Source organism: Sporosarcina luteola (genome assembly GCF_023715585.1).
Taxonomy (GTDB): domain Bacteria; phylum Bacillota; class Bacilli; order Bacillales_A; family Planococcaceae; genus Sporosarcina; species Sporosarcina luteola_D.
In genome coordinates, this window is record NZ_JAMBOK010000001.1 from 1,592,686 (window position 1) to 1,608,103 (window position 15,418).

The 15,418-nt window shown below is 39.9% G+C and carries 10 protein-coding genes; 2 read left to right on the forward strand and 8 right to left on the reverse strand.

Annotated elements, in window-relative coordinates; all coding sequences use genetic code 11:
* Positions 1 to 11 precede the first annotated feature (11 nt).
* The 4 genes from M3193_RS07930 to M3193_RS07945 form a co-directional block, all read right to left on the reverse strand.
* Entirely contained in the window at positions 12 to 2,366 is a 2,355-nt protein-coding gene (locus M3193_RS07930) for a hypothetical protein (RefSeq protein WP_251625883.1), read from the reverse strand.
* Between the two features lie 449 nt (positions 2,367 to 2,815).
* On the reverse strand, positions 2,816 to 6,187 hold the full coding sequence (locus M3193_RS07935) for an S-layer homology domain-containing protein (RefSeq protein ID WP_251625886.1): 3,372 nt from the start codon (positions 6,185 to 6,187) through the stop codon (positions 2,816 to 2,818).
* 247 nt (positions 6,188 to 6,434) lie between these two features.
* Positions 6,435 to 7,154 carry a DUF6904 family protein gene (locus tag M3193_RS07940; RefSeq protein WP_251625889.1) on the reverse strand — a complete coding sequence of 240 codons (720 nt, stop codon included), beginning with the start codon at positions 7,152 to 7,154 and terminating at the stop codon, positions 6,435 to 6,437.
* Between the two features lie 206 nt (positions 7,155 to 7,360).
* Positions 7,361 to 8,167, reverse strand: a complete 807-nt coding sequence (locus M3193_RS07945) for an isoprenyl transferase (protein ID WP_251625892.1) — start codon at positions 8,165 to 8,167, stop codon at positions 7,361 to 7,363.
* A gap of 695 nt (positions 8,168 to 8,862) precedes the next feature.
* On the opposite strand from M3193_RS07945, the gene M3193_RS07950 reads away from it, so the two are divergent.
* Positions 8,863 to 9,021, forward strand: coding sequence for a hypothetical protein (locus M3193_RS07950; RefSeq protein WP_251625895.1), 159 nt, complete (start codon positions 8,863 to 8,865; stop codon positions 9,019 to 9,021).
* A 95-nt stretch (positions 9,022 to 9,116) separates the two neighbouring features.
* Here M3193_RS07950 and M3193_RS07955 read toward each other — a convergent pair whose 3' ends face one another.
* Genes M3193_RS07955 through M3193_RS07965 form a run of 3 tightly spaced genes read right to left on the reverse strand, consistent with a single transcriptional unit; the run spans position 9,117 to position 13,035 of the window.
* Positions 9,117 to 10,217: an AAA family ATPase gene (locus M3193_RS07955; RefSeq protein ID WP_251625898.1), complete on the reverse strand. Its 1,101-nt coding sequence runs from the start codon at positions 10,215 to 10,217 to the stop codon at positions 9,117 to 9,119.
* Complete coding sequence (locus M3193_RS07960) at positions 10,217 to 11,368, reverse strand: hypothetical protein (RefSeq protein ID WP_251625900.1); 1,152 nt, start codon at positions 11,366 to 11,368, stop codon at positions 10,217 to 10,219. Before M3193_RS07960 ends, M3193_RS07955 begins: the two co-directional genes overlap by 1 nt.
* Before the next feature lie 11 nt (positions 11,369 to 11,379).
* Positions 11,380 to 13,035 carry a hypothetical protein gene (locus tag M3193_RS07965; RefSeq protein ID WP_251625902.1) on the reverse strand — a complete coding sequence of 552 codons (1,656 nt, stop codon included), beginning with the start codon at positions 13,033 to 13,035 and terminating at the stop codon, positions 11,380 to 11,382.
* A 320-nt stretch (positions 13,036 to 13,355) separates the two neighbouring features.
* Here M3193_RS07965 and M3193_RS07970 point away from each other — a divergent pair, with 320 nt between their 5' ends.
* On the forward strand, positions 13,356 to 13,787 hold the full coding sequence (locus M3193_RS07970) for a hypothetical protein (RefSeq protein ID WP_251625904.1): 432 nt from the start codon (positions 13,356 to 13,358) through the stop codon (positions 13,785 to 13,787).
* 74 nt (positions 13,788 to 13,861) lie between these two features.
* On the opposite strand, the gene M3193_RS07975 is transcribed toward M3193_RS07970, so the two are convergent.
* Positions 13,862 to 15,142, reverse strand: a complete 1,281-nt coding sequence (locus M3193_RS07975; RefSeq protein WP_251625906.1) for a S1C family serine protease — start codon at positions 15,140 to 15,142, stop codon at positions 13,862 to 13,864.
* Positions 15,143 to 15,418: the final 276 nt, after the last annotated feature.

Below are 15,418 nucleotides of genomic sequence, written 5' to 3' on the forward strand. Positions count from 1 at the left end.
TGTTTCTCCCCCTACGAACCCGTTATTTGTCGTTTCTTTCTAAAATAATTAGTGGCAGTAACACTCACCAATAACGTGAATACGGTCCCTATAACTGTCGGTAGATTTATATAATACCTTTTATAAAAATCGATAATATCCACATAAACAGTTGGGTAGTTAAACATGTAAATAACGGCAAATGTTAAGGTTAGTAAAGAAGTTAGACCTAGAATGATAATAATCTTCCAAAAATTCAACTGAAAATTATACTGACGTATTTGTTCATCATAGTCAATGTTCATATTCGCTAGTCTTTTATTCATATTCAAAAGGCTCTCCATCTCTTTCTCAAGACCCTTTTGTTTTTCTAGTTCTGCCTTAACTTGATCCTCTAATTGCATTTTTTTCTCAGTTAACACGGTTATATCATTTTTATAATCGTCTATTACTTTAAATGCCATTTTATTATCTAAGATTTCATTACTTGTTCGCGAGTAGCTAATAAGTGATTGAACCATTTCTGTAACAGGAATATCCATTAATTCCTCTAAATTCAGTATTGCGCTTATGCATTTTAATGTAGTATTCGCTTTATTATCCCAGTGGAAATTGTTTCCCAGAATGCCACTGTTATGATTAGAGAACTTTTGTATATAAATGATCGTCGGAAAAACTAAATCCTCTATCGTCTTTTCAATATCTTTGGTATCCTCTTCGCTTTCCTGTAAAATCACTAATGCTTCCATCAATAAGTTCAAGATGTTCGCAGAGACGGAAATATCAATCCAAAGATTTTCAGCGTTCTTCTTCGCTTCCAAGGTAATCACAAATTGCTTAATTAGTTGAAGATCCTTTAAGAGAATCGCGGCTTTAATGTAATGAATGATTTCAATCTCATTATATCCAGATAAATCTTTACCTCTAATCAGCTCGGTTAATTGTTTTGTTGCAAGCTCCGTCTCTATTTCTAATTCTAAAAAAGTATTATAGGCTAAAATACATTCCGATTCTGCCTCTTCACCACTTAACAGCGCCTTTCTCATCCACTCAACAGTTTTTTGATATTCCTCCTGATGTTCCCCGTAAGTAGCCCGCAGCCATAATAACGCGGAAGTTGGGACCAGTAATCCGTTATAGGAGTCTTTTTCCTTTTCCTTGACCAAGATTGGTTTGACTAATTCGGATGTAAACTTTGTATAACTGACATCGCTTTTTTCTAACGCTTTATGGGTCTTTAATGTATCGAAAGTGCTCCAAAAGCTGTCATCAATATACGTTCCTTCTCTGAGAATTTCGTGAATCTTAAGTTCCGTGTCCTGAAGAATTCTAAGTGCGGATTTTTCTCGGCCGGCAACAAAGAATTGTTTTAAACTATGATCGTTTGAGGCAATGCCAATATATTTAACATTTCCGGAAACTATATACTTATGAAGAAAGTCTTCAATCCCCTTGAGCTTTTCCTCTTGATCATTCTCAGCGTCCGAATGCGTCGGCCCCAAGACAACAATCGAATGGGTACCTTGCGTGATTTGTTTTTTGAATTCATCAATCTCATTAACAATTGACAAGTCATATTCCTGGTAACGGTAATTTAGCGAATTTAAGGTTTCGAGGAAGAATTCGAATGCCATGCTTTTATGGGATGAATCCCTTAAGATCGCAGTATTGCATTTTCCATCACTAACAAACTTAATAATATTCTCAAACAGAATCGTTTCACGTTGCCAATCAAGATTTAGCGATGAAATGACCATTCGATACTTGGATGTCTCCCTTGTAGCAATCAGTAACGCTTTCCTAGAATGCGCTTCACTTTCATCATGTATTAACGTGTCCCACTCTGCAGAACAATGGGCGTCATGCAGGTAATGCCAATATAAACCTTTTTTCTTAATGCAATACTGGCTCAGTTCATGTAGGGAGACATTGTTAGGATAATGAAAAATCGGATGGTCTTCTGACAATTTAGAATTTCGAAGATCACCGTTAATAGAATCCCCTTTTCGACGGACGGCGCATGGCGCTTCAATCGGTAAGAAATCATAGGCAGCAAATGGTTCGAAAACCTCTTTTGGAATGGAGTTTAATTGGTGTAGAATCAAGCAGCCCTTACCTTTTGAAAGAAATTCCTCTAACGACCGCTTAAATGACTCGGACTCTACTTCCGCCTTAATGGTTTTTTCACTTAATGAATTAGAAGTGAAAAGAACCATTGCTATATCGAGGTCTCTCAGATCGAACTTCAATCTTGGAATATTATGAGCGGTATATAAAATGATATCTTCAGAGTCAATGAAATCAAAGCTCTCCAACAATGGGCGAATATCCGATTTAGCAGAGTAGGACATATAGACCTGGTTTTGAATAAGAGCAATTTTCCCCATACACTCACCTTTTCTCAAGACTATCTACTTACATATTATCACAGATTGATAAAGTACCAAGCTAAAACTATGAAGGTGCTTGCGCAAGAAATATTCATGACAATTCAACCATTTTAAATGAACATAAAGGGATCCAAAACCATAATCTATTTATTTTCATACAATTGTAGACGCATGCTTTAGCGCGTGCTTTTCTTACTTTACTTTCAGACGGAAGGCAGGTGAATAGGTAGGATCGAACAACATAATTAAAAAGTGGATACCTTCAATAAAGAAGATACCCACAAGAAAATTTAAAGTGGCGACTCCAGCGAGAAGAGGACGAGTTAAATGCCCTGGGCTGAGCGAAAGACGGCACGATGTACAGCTTTTGCGACCAAAAGCGAAGCGTTCGGAGCGCATGCTGTCTAATTCCTGAAATACCGCGGAAATCTATAGTAGTAGAAGAATCATCTACTATAAATAACCTCTGTAGCAGAATTTCTATCATTGGCTAATATCTTATTATTCTTCTTATCCCTGAACACATCATACTTCTTAAACCCGTCTGGGAGTTCAAATACAACATCCAGGGAATCTGACCAGAAAATCGGCTCCACTTCAATGCTTCCATTTTGATTTTTATTTTTATAGACAACTGTATCGGTAAGTTTGGAAGGAGTGTAAGTGATTTTCGCTTCTTTTGCAGTAATCGTCACGCCATTCGTTGCCCCGACTCCGCCCGATACATTGTTGGATAGAGTAATAGAACCTTTCAGGGTCAGTTTCTCTTTCGTTTCTTTCCTATCCGAGTTCCCCACGTAGATTGCGCCTGACTTGGAATCCTTCAGCGATGAATTTGAAAGCGCCAACGAAGCTCCATTGCCGTTCACTTTAATCAGATGATCCTTCATGTCAATTCCGGCAGCGAAGTTCAGATTGTCAATGACAACGGAAGAGCTGATCAAAAGTCCTTGAGCGTTCTTTTTTGGATCCCCTTTTGAGTTGAGCGTAATCGTCTTTCCGTTCCCGTTTATGGAGATGGCTCCGGTAACAGTAAGCGGTTTGTTGGCAGTGAAATTATCGGCGATATTCATTTTCGAAGACTGCTTTTCTGTTTTTCTTAGCTGTGTGAAGGCATGAGAAAACTCCAGGTCATTGTCGATGTGGTAATAGGCATTTTGTATTTTCGTGTAAAGATGAAAATCTGCAAGTTTAAAATCGACTTCCCCATTCCCCTCCGTCAGAAATGCCGGAGTCGGTACACCTTCATAACGGTCATTATGCCTGTTATCTTTTCCGTTAACGATAATTCTACTGTTTCGTTCCGCAACTAAATGGATTCCAGTGCGCTGATTATTGGATGTTTCAACGTTGGTTAGATTGACGGTCGTTGGGGATGAAGTTCTTGATGTATAGACATGCATACCACCTTTGGAATTAGATAGTTTCACTTTATTCAACGTAACGGCTGTCGTGTTATCTGCTACAATATTGAACCCTGCAAAATTTGCGACTTCTGCATTGTCGAACGTGACATTGTCAGCATAGACAAGTATTCCATGCCCCCGGGTACTCGAATGTCCGACCAACTTCAAATTCAGCCACTTTGCATTCTTTGCATTTTCCTCAAAAGTAATGGCTGCTTCTTCAGCTTTGTATAGTAAGCCATCAGAAACCTTAATCGTCGCTCCATTGATCGCTTGGATCTTCACATTCGGATAGTTGATCGATACCGGCTTGGTGATTGTGATGTCTTTTGAGATCGTTATGTCCGGAACCTTCAAGGAGAGTGCTCTCTGTAATTCGGTTTCATTCGTAACGTTCCCTGTAGGAACAGAAATCTTCGACCCGGCAATGGATGTATACGATCCTTTTGTGCCCAAGACGGAAAATGTGGTGTTGTTCAGGAAAGTTGATGGATTATCTGTGAAACCGGTGTCGACTTCCAACCCCAAACTGCTGACGCGGTAAGTGATTTCCACTATCTTGTTCTTCAAGCGGGTATCCTCATAGAAAGTAACCGTCTTCCAGTTGCCATTCGAAGTGACTGCCGAGTAGGAAGTGGAATATTGGTTCTTTCCTTCCGTCCACGTGAATGTCCCCGCTTGGCCGTTCGTATAATTTCCATTCGCAACAGCAAGGTTTGTCAGTTCAATCGTTTGGTTTGTCTTGACGTCACCGGAATACATTCCAGTTTTCGTTGTCATCTTGTATTTCGTAGGATTTTGGTCAAATGTCATGGAGATGACGCCATTGACATCCATACTTGCAGCCCGGATTGTAATGTCCTGATAAACCGGCGGCTCATAAGGAGGCGTTTGATCCGGGTTTTTGACTCCGTTGATGCGGTCGATTCGATATTTTGCCGAATCGTAGTTCCGGATGACATCTTTAATGGAAATATTCCACGGAATGAGTACATTGGACACCCACGTCTGCGTGCCTACGTTTACATAGCCATCACGTGGAATGTCCAGCGTTGAGATCGTTCCAGCTGTATTGATTGTCACGAGTCGGTTTGTCAGAATGTTGAAGGTTGTAACCGTACCGGATCCATTCAATGTTACGTCCCGCGTAGTGGAGACCGATAGTTTAGGGACATTCGAATGGATTGCGGCTTCCGACACTGCCCCTTCCAATGAAACCTCTTCAACTCGGGAAGTATCATATGTTCTGAACGTACCGTTTGCCTTCATTGTAATGGATTTTGCAAATGACTTGTTTGTGAGTGTGAAATTCGTGTTGGATTTGGATAGTTGTACAGTAGTTAGCGTGGAGTTATTGAATGTGAAGTGTAGAGTTCGATTAGTAGTGGAAGTATATTCGTTGCTGATTGTGGAGCCTTTAATGTACAGTGCATCTCCAGTGAAATAATTTTGCGTTCCGGAACCGAAGCTGAGGTTTTTAGTGACGGTCAGATCCCTGACATTGAGGTAATCGGCATCGATAACGAGATTGCCAGTCAATGTTACGTTGTTTCCGTACAATGTGAGCACATTTGACGAAGTTCCGGAATTCCTGAGTTCAAGTTGAGTGATGGACGTCAAAGCACCTTTGTCATGAGTGAATGAGATTTTTGCGTTTTTCAACGCATCGCGGTTTTGAGAAGAGAAGAAATAGCGCAAGGATGCAGGGATGTCGAATGTGCCTTTATCAGTTTGCAACGAGTACCCATCGAACGTTGAAATCGTTGCGTTCACAGTATCCGTCCGGTTCGTCGCTAGTTCGCTCCGGTGCACGAACATCGCCATCTGTCCGCGGTCTACATATTGGTTCGGTGCAAATCGGGTAGGCGTGATCCCAAAGGTGATTTTGTTGTCAATTAAGGACTGCAAATAGCCCGCGTAAAATGCATTTGCAGAGACATCAGTGAACTTCGCTGTACGCAATGGCTGCTTTTCGAGCTCATAAGCAAGCGCCAATAGTTTCGCCATCTGCCCGCGGTTCAACGGATCATTCACTCCGAAATTGCCGTTCGAGTACCCATCAATGATGCCTGCTTCGTAAAGTGCCGCAACGTATTTGTAAAACCCATGGGAGGTCGGGACATCACGGAAATGGGGATTACGGACATTGTTCAGGTCCAGATTCAATGAAATAGCCAAGATCTTCGCAGCCTGCCCACGGGTCACTTTTTCCGAGGGGCGGAAAGTTCCATCAGCATACCCGTTAATAATACCCTTACCGGACATATACATAATGGAATCATAAGCGACATGAGATTTCGGTACATCCTTGTAATACGTCGGGGCGGCAGCAACAACAGCAGGTGCCACAATGGCACTCGTCAGCACGGCAGCTGACGTTAACAGCTTACCGTGTTTATGGTTTTTGACCAAACAGTTTCCTCCTAATTTGTTCATTCCATAACTTAGACGACAGAAGTCCGTAAAGGTTACGCTGATTTTTCAAATATCTTTTCCTAGCAAACTGCTAGTATCGTCATTCCTTTTCTAGTATAAGTGGACAACTAGTTCGTTATTCCAAATATCATTATATAGTTGGAGATCGGTTTTCGTGCTAGGTCCTTTGCACGTGACCAGGTATCGAATACCCGCTCCTGAGTTAATGAGTGATTCCGGATCCTTACCATAGAACATTTTCAGGATAGCCGCTAGTGTCTTCAACGTGATCTGCCGAATCCGCTTCCGGAATGGCAAGCTTCTCAATCTCCATCTTAATTTTCATATACTTAGCATCTTTATTTGCGACGCGTTTGGCAACGATGCTTACGTTATCCAACCGCTTCGCCTTATCCAGTTTCAAAAATTCAGTGTTAAGATAATCAATATATTGGGTGAAAAAGTTTTGATAGTATCCAATATAATTGGGAGTTAAAGAGCTCCTTAACAGCCTGAACTTACTTTCTCCAACAGTATTTTCAAGGAATTCACCAATAACCGATTGAAATAGGCGGATTTTGGCAGGAGTAGGGTCCCAGAAATGTTGTCTATTTTTTGCTGACAGTTCAATGAAATCATTCAAAACGAATCCGAGAAACAATAATTCTGGCCATAGGATCCGGATTCGAAAGTACACATTGTTCTCCGTAGAATTGATTGCCAGGCTATTCATACTCATTCGTTCCGGACCAATCGGCAGTAACGTCGCTTCCTTCTGCCCCTTCACCGCTTGATTCAATTCATTGCACAGATGAAGGACGCGAAGCCTCACCAGCTCATACCCCGGATATTCTCCCTCTTCCCCGACAACCAAATTGATCGATTCAGTTAACGAAGCAAGATCGTTCCGGTCACCTGATAGACAGACTCCCGCATAATTTGGTGTATGTTCCAACCAGATCATTTTCAGTTCTCTCCCCTGCTAGTACTAATCATTGATGTGTATAATAACACTCTAGCATAAATAGGTCTATAAAACTATCATTTATCCTGATATTGCAATCGACAAAGTTCATATTATTCATCCCCTAAAAGACCCTACCCCTACTTTTGATTCCTGGACAAAAAAAAGAAGCCAATCATAAACTACTGATTGGCTTCCCGGTTCATTCAACTTCTCACAATGTTAACCTCGTCAGTAACACTGCCAAAACGTCGGCTCCGCATTTGGAACTCCTCGATTGCCTCCAGGAAATATTCCTCGTCAAAATCCGGCCAATACACATCTGTGAAGACAAATTCGGAATAGGCTAATTGCCACAGCATGAAGTTGGAGAGCCTTACCTCGCCACTTGTTCGGATAAGCAAATCAGGCTCAGGCAAATGGCTAGTCATTAAATGCGATTCAATGAGGCATTCATCAATATCAGTAAGGTCAATTTTGTCGTCTTTAGCAAGTTCACTGATCTCTTTGACCATGTTCACCAATTCAAGCCGGCTGCCATAGTTCATAGCAAAGTTCAATATGAGTCCATCGTTATACGCTGTGGCTTCCATGGCATTTTTTATGGCATTCCTTGTATGTAGAGGTAGGGCGCTGAAATCACCGATCATTTCAACCCTGACATTTTCTTTAATAAGTTCGGGGAGATAGGTAGTCAAAAATTCACCGGGCAGTTTCATAAGGAAATCCACTTCAAATCGTGGTCTCTTCCAATTTTCAGTGGAAAAAGCATATAACGTCAACACACCAATGCCGAGTTGATTTGCAAATCTAGTCACTTTCCGAACTGTTTTCATGCCTTCATGATGACCCGCAACTCGTGGTAGATTGCGGAGTTTGGCCCAACGCCCGTTTCCATCCATGATGATTGCAACATGAATTGGGACGGAATTCTTTCGGACCTTATCCACCCGAACCGAAAATGGTTCTTCATCTATACTCGTCGGTTTCTTCCTCCAGATTTTCTCGAGCATGTTGTTCCTCCACTCCACTTTCCAAACGCAAGATTTATTACTTAATAATCAATTTCCGACTATCTTTATGGATAATTTAAATAACAGAGTAATAGAGTCACTATATCACTTTTCGTGTTCTAATGGAACACAAATCCTAATTTATTAGTTTGATATACCTATTACATGAATATGCTTCAACAGCAGTTGTCATTTTAGGTCGAAATACGCGGTCGGAATTTATCGATTAATCAATACAGAATTGTGTAGGTAAAACTACGCATACGATGTATAATAAAGAAGCCGTTATATAAAATCGTTAATTACTTCTTTACTAGTTATCCTATTCAAAGATTATTATTTATCAACAATCAATGAAAGAAAGGGGTATCGTATGAGGAATTGGTGGGGGAAATGGAGATGCAAGGTAACCGGATACCATCGAATGGACTACTATTCCAATAAATGTAGTCGTTGCGGGCATGTCAGAACTAAAAATGTGAAATAGGGATTACTATTAGTAGAATTGGAACAGGCCTATGTGATCTTTCACATTGACCTGTTTTGTTGATTTCATTCAAAAGGACACATGCATGGTTGACGTTCACTAATATGATGACTCTTCTCTAACATCCACTTCTGAATCGCCGCCTTATCATACAGGTCACTAGCCCCCTGTGGTAAACTAATAAAAAACATACAGGGAGACGATAAAATTGAACATCAACTTCACAGAAAAGCAATTCAAAGCACTGCTCGATCTCGCATTCTTAGGAGAATGGATGGCGAACTCAACCCGTTCCCATGATGATCGATTCGCCGACTATGATGAGCTGTTCCATTACATCTGCTCTCATGAAGTTCCGTCCATGTGAATGACCACTTCATAATTCTTCTTTTTCTCATAATACTTAACATTTCGATACGGCAAAGTTTGATTGCGTTGCGCCCATTAGCTTTTCAAAAACAGTCAACCACCCAGCTGAACATCTTCTTTAGTAATAAGCATCAACGTTTCTTTGTCAATATGCCCCGTCAACTTCGACAGCCTCTTCGACTGATTCAGCGTTATATCATCAAACAAATTCCGAACAAGACGACCATTTGAAAAGTAATCATCTTTTTCATTTACTTTCGTTTGCAACAAGTCACGAACCTTTTCAATAGCTTGTTCTTCAGCAACATAGTCATTTTGATTGCAGATGTAAGTAAATATCCGAACAAGTTCATCTAGTGAATAGTCACTAAACGTAATAAAAGTATTGAATCTAGACTTTAAACCCGGGTTAGATTCAAAGAACTGCTCCATCAGATTTGGATAACCAGCTACAATGACAACTAGGTCATCGCGATAATCTTCGAGAGCTTTTGTAAGCTCAGTCAGACTTTCTCTCCCATAACTATCGCTATGATCATTCTCTGTAATACTATAGGCCTCATCAATAAATAGGACTCCGCCTCTCGCACGATTAATTAACCTTTTTACCTTGATCGCTGTTTGTCCTTGATACTCAGCAATTAAATCAGTCCTACTTGCTTCAATAAATTGCCCTTTACTTAATAATCCAATAGCTTTATACATCCTGCCAACTATACGGGCAACTGTAGTTTTAGCTGTCCCGGGATTACCAAGAAACGCCATATGTAAAGTTTTGTTAGATTTCTTCAATCCGTTTTTAACTCGTAATTGTTGTATTTGATTATAGTCGATCAAATCCCGGACCTGTTGCTTCACATTTTCGAGACCAACCAGTTCGTCTAATTGGTTTATTAGTTCATCTAGCGAGAAATTTGACGACTCTTTTAATTCTTGAAAAATCCCATCAACCTTTGATGCTCCTAGATATTTGTATAGGATCTCAATAACTTTTTCTTGCTTTTGTTCCATCCTAGGCAAAGATTGTTTCTTCGTTAGGATCCCCAGATTTTTAATTAACTCTAAAACAGCCCTATCAATTTGTTCGTCAGTTATTTCTTGAACCAACTTTTCAAAATCAGTAGTTTGTCCTAAAGAATCATCTAGCAGCTTAACTTCTTTAAACAGTTGGCGTTTGTAGTTCTCTGAAATCATCAGAGCACCCCACTTACAATTAACATCACTAGAACACATATGATAGCGATGCTCGCAAATGAAATAATCTGAGTAACTTTTAACACTTTTGATAAACTTCCTGTCAACTGACGTAGTTCTGTAATCTCCTTTTTTGCACTTGCTAATTCAGAATCAACATAGGAAGAGATACTTTCTGTTTGTTGCTCGATTCCCACGTTGACTTCCTTAATGGTATTTTCAAAAATTGTTTTATTTTTTTCGACTTCGTTAATTGTCGAATCGAGTTTGGCATCCAACACAGTAATGTCCTGAATAACTTTTTCAGATAAGGTTTGGATATCATCCTGAAATAATCGTTTTAAATCAACGAGCTTCTCTCCATAAATAGCAACTTTTTTATTTATAGTTTCAATAGTAGTCTTGTTTTCTGTACTTATTGCTTCAACTTTTGATATGTTTTCATTTTGATGTAAAACCAGTTGTTTAACTGCCTGGATTTGGTCATCATGGATTTCTTCCAGTTGATTCAAATTATCTTGAATAACTAACTGTGATGATAACAATGATTTCATTTCACCAGTGAGGTCAGCTGCTGTCTGTTCATGAGCTTCAACAATTGTTTCAATTACGTTAACCTTGTCTTGTATTGTAGAAAAGACAGCGAAAATTTTATCAACATCACCTAAGTGTTCTATTCTCTCTATCTTTTCTTTGAAGTTTTTCAGAACTTGAATTACCTGTTTTTGTTGATTGATGATTTGTTTGATTTCGTCCTGGTTTGCTTGAACTCCTTCTATTCCCTTTATTGCTTGTGCATTAGCTTGTTCAGCTGCTTTCAGCGATATCAAAATCCCCTGAATGTACTCTTTATCCAACGCAGAAAACGTATCGTAGATGGTATTAAACTCTTTGATTGTCCTAACAAGAACTTTATTCTGCTGAATCATTTTATCCTGAATACTTTCAGTCAGCCTATTTAAGTCACTGCCCTTAACGTCATAATCAAACCAACCAAATAACCCGCCCGAATTCGGGACACAAGGCAACTCTGCTTCTTTAGGCAATTTCTTACTGAATGCTTTTAATGCATTTTTCTTTTTAGTGAAACCATCGCTTTTGGTCTTCATAACGACTGCCTGTTCATTCTCTCTCGTCTTTGTAGTTGTCATTTCCATCACCTTTACAGTAATTCTTCTAAATCATTTTGCATTTGAACGAAATCACTCTTATTTCCGCTACTATTGTTCCGACTCGTGGAATTATTAGCATTAGTTTCATATATATTTTTAAGAGATTGTCGCATTATTTCTTTTGCATAAGCGTGATTCTCCAAAATTCCGCTCATAACATTTTCTCTCGAAGCTTCTACATGATTTTCAGCTAAGTAAAGTTGGACATGTTGAAGATTCATAATCTCGTTTTTCTTATCGATAATTTGTCTGTCCTTTTCTTCTTTCAACTTTTTGGCGATAAACTTATCAATGAGATTCAAAACGATTGCACCGACTAAGCCAGCTACTAAACTTGAAAGAAATAAGCCGATCATATTAGCAAGAGTGCCAAGTAGCGGTAACTGAATTTGCATTCCAGGAACTGTTAGAAGGAATTTTTCAAAAACTTCTCCTAAAGCGAGCGCACTGCCGCCAGCTATTCCAACTGTTATTATTTTTCCCACATGTGCTACCTTTACAGAAAACGGCTTGTCCTTATTCTTCTTATCACGAAGGTAATTAACTGCATCCATAACAGACGAGACCCCTTGTTTAATTAAACTTGCCAATTTCTTAAAGAGGCTTACAATAGGCCCGAAGATTTCAGATACAATTGTACCTATTAATGTAGAGACCCCCGTCTGAACAAAGCTGAGAATTTTGGAAATGAAGGCTTTTATCGATTCTTTCATTTCGGATAGAAATCCATTAAACGACTTAGACTTTTCTTTTAAAAAACGGATTAGGCCATTCATTATTTCTTTCAACAAGGAAAAAAGTGCTGAGATGGCCATAGTTTTCAGAGCATCCTTCCCCGCCTTTTTCCCAACTTCCTTTGCTGCATTAACACGAATATCCTTATTAATTGCTTTTCTTGCTTCCTTATCAGCTTGCCTCATAAGTTTGTCATCAGCTGCAAGCTTATCGTTCAAACGTTTATCATTTTTTTCTTTTTGCAAACGTTTTTCAACGTCTGACATGTTTGATTCATCTACTTTTTTATTCGCCCTTTTATTTTGTTCAATAAGTGATTTCTCTCTAGTCTCGCGTGCATCAAGATAATCTTTGTTGCGCTTGGCACCTTTGCTTTTATTTAAAGATTCGTTTGTCGGCTTTAGATTTTCTTCTTTGTTGGCAAGGCCAGCTACATCTAAATTAGCTTGCTTCCTTCTTTGATTTACAAATAATTCTTTTCTGGCTACTACATGGTCTAAATTAGCTTTTTCATTAGGTCTTAAATTTTTCCCTGTATACTCATCCTTTAAATTCCCAGCTTGTTGTTGCTCCTTCATCGTCTTATTAGCATCTTTGTATCGTTTATCTCTCATAACCGAATCAGCAATATCCTTATATTGCTCAGGATGCTCCCTGTCATATTTTTGAATCAATGTCTCATTCGTCATATCGAGTCCAATTTGATTCCCAAACTGTTTCCAAACTTCATCCAAGACTACTTTTCCTAAAGAATCAGGATCTGATATCGTTGCTCTATCGTTTTCTAGGAGCTCCAAACTCGAAAAGCTTTCTTCCAACTGTTTTGATAAGAAACCTTCCACTTCTTCAAAATCAAATTCGGTTTCAAGAGTGTCAATTTCCATACTTTGAAGTGCATTTTTATTAGCCATAGTTCTCAGTCCCTCCAAATAAATTCTTAGTAAGTTCAACAAGAACGTCGGTCACAATACCACTATTTATCTTTCAGCTTAATTTTAGGGATATATTTCTCTCCACCCCATTGACACATGTTTTCGAACACCCATTTGTGTATATAGTAAATCTTGACCATTCCTATTATACTACTAAAACCAATAACTTTTACTAGGCTCTTTTTCTTTTACATCGATCCTCAATGCGACTGACTTCCTTTTCGTTACGAGCTAAAGTTCCCACTGGCCATGAGCCCCCTATGGTAAACTAATAAAAAACATACAGGGAGACGATACAATTGAATATCAACTTCACAGAAAAGCAATTCAAAGCACTGCTCGATCTCGCCTTCTTAGGAGAATGGATGGCGAACTCAACCCGTTCCCATGATGATCGATTCGCCGACTATGATGAGCTGTTCCAATACATCTGCTCTCATGCGAAAGACATGGGATGCGCGGACATTGTCCCCTATGACCATGAAGTAAATGGCTATTACCCAACACAAGAGTATGAAGAGCAGCTACACGCAATCATTGATGACAATGATGACCATGTGTTCTGGGAAAAGCTGTCCGCGAACCTGGCCAAAAGGGATCTTGACCGGGAAGGAGGAACGTTTGAATCACTGGACGATCGTTTCCGCAGATTGTTGGAGATTGAAGAGAAATACGAAACCGAATTCGAAGATAACGGCTTGGCAAATGTAGTGATTAAAGAAGACAAATGAACAAAGCAACAGGCACCCGCAATATTTATGGGTGCCTGTTGCTTTTCATCTCTATTCTATATAGGTAACCCACATCACCTATTATTCACATCACGAATTCGATAAGTACCATCCGTGTGAATAACCACTTCATAATTCTTCTCTTTCTCATAATACTTCTCTTGCCCCGCTTTATTGCGGAAGTTTAACGTTTCGTATGTGCTAACAAGCGCATAATCATCGTAGATCGTCACTCCGGTTACCGTATTTTCAATAAAGTCGAAGTGCATATCCTCACCGGCTATCTCAGCAAAGTAATCCACAAATTCTTTATGTGCACTGCCGCCCGGCAATAGATAGGGCTCGATCTCGTAAAAGTTTTCGTTAGACAAGGCATCCTCGTAAACTGTCCGGAACTCCAGAATGAAATCCTGCAGCCATTCCTCATAAAAGTAGGCATCCCCCTCGTACCCTTCAAACTCCTCCTCATGAGTGTCATTATCACTGGAGTCATTATTGTAGGGAATTGAGGACCCGAAGTCGTCGTACACACCAAAAATCGATGCGACCTGATGAGCACTCATCGGACTTTTTATCCATCCATCGAGTAAATGTGTCATCGTGTACAAAGGAATGGAGAATCCAAAACGTCTGTTATCTGTCAGCAGGAGTGAATTGATGCCAATCACTTTGCCAGATTTTGCGTCAATCAAAGGCCCCCCACTGCTGCCTTGTTCGATCTGTACATCGACCTGATACGCTTTTTCATAGACGAAATCCTTTTGGATGTCTCGGCCTGTACCCGTCAAATAACCGACAGAAGCGGAGTTTTCGAATCCATTCGGGCTGCCTAAAGCGATAACTTCGGTGCCGACTTTTGTTTCATTGACTTCTGTCTTGAGCGGATTGAGATCCTTATACGCATCAGACTGGATGAGTGCAATATCATATGTATCAGAAATCCCGATCACTTTCCCGGGTGCTTCCCTGCCGACCGAATTCCTCACGTTTACATCAGTATAGCCCAATACGACATGAGCGTTCGTGACAATATAACCGCCTTTGGCATAAAGAAAACCTGAGCCAAAACCATCCACCATCTCAATGGTGAATACACGCGGCAACGTTTCCTCGATAAGCTCTGTTTTCTCTTTTTCGATCGGCTTGTTTTTTTCAGGACGTTCCATAACTTCACGCACAATGACAGGAGCCGGCTGTTTGACAGGCTCTTCTTTTGGCTTTTCATCTGCAAGCATCGACGGATTCACGGCTTCTTGTTGATTGATTTGAATGAATGCATACCCGACACCGCCAAGCACACAGAGGCAGACAAAAATGACCAGCAGCATCCAGACTGTATGGCTCTTCTTCTGCATCGGCTTACCGCAACTCCCGCAAAAATTAACATCCGTGGCATTTTTAAACCCGCAACCCGGACAAAACATGGAAGCACCTTCTCTCAATGTTTTATCCTTTATATCGGTCTAATTAATCAGTTCTAAAGTCTCTCAAACAATATGTATTGGTTGAATCGCGGCAAGGAAACGCCTCTCCCCCATTGGTAATTCCCGCAAAACTAGCCGTCGATTCTTCGGAATTCAACTGAGGAGATCTCTCTATTGAGTTCCAGTCTTTAATAAAATAAAAGAAAG

What these genes read in the sequence shown, in the direction of transcription:
- M3193_RS07930 (WP_251625883.1), bottom strand. Translation starts at nt 2,366, where the DNA reads ATGGGGAAAATTGCTCTTATTCAAAACCAGGTCTATATGTCCTACTCT.
- M3193_RS07940 (WP_251625889.1), bottom strand. Translation starts at nt 7,154, where the DNA reads ATGATCTGGTTGGAACATACACCAAATTATGCGGGAGTCTGTCTATCA.
- M3193_RS07945 (WP_251625892.1), bottom strand. Translation starts at nt 8,167, where the DNA reads ATGCTCGAGAAAATCTGGAGGAAGAAACCGACGAGTATAGATGAAGAA.
- M3193_RS07955 (WP_251625898.1), bottom strand. Translation starts at nt 10,217, where the DNA reads ATGATTTCAGAGAACTACAAACGCCAACTGTTTAAAGAAGTTAAGCTG.
- M3193_RS07960 (WP_251625900.1), bottom strand. Translation starts at nt 11,368, where the DNA reads ATGACAACTACAAAGACGAGAGAGAATGAACAGGCAGTCGTTATGAAG.
- M3193_RS07965 (WP_251625902.1), bottom strand. Translation starts at nt 13,035, where the DNA reads ATGGCTAATAAAAATGCACTTCAAAGTATGGAAATTGACACTCTTGAA.
- M3193_RS07975 (WP_251625906.1), bottom strand. Translation starts at nt 15,142, where the DNA reads ATGCAGAAGAAGAGCCATACAGTCTGGATGCTGCTGGTCATTTTTGTC.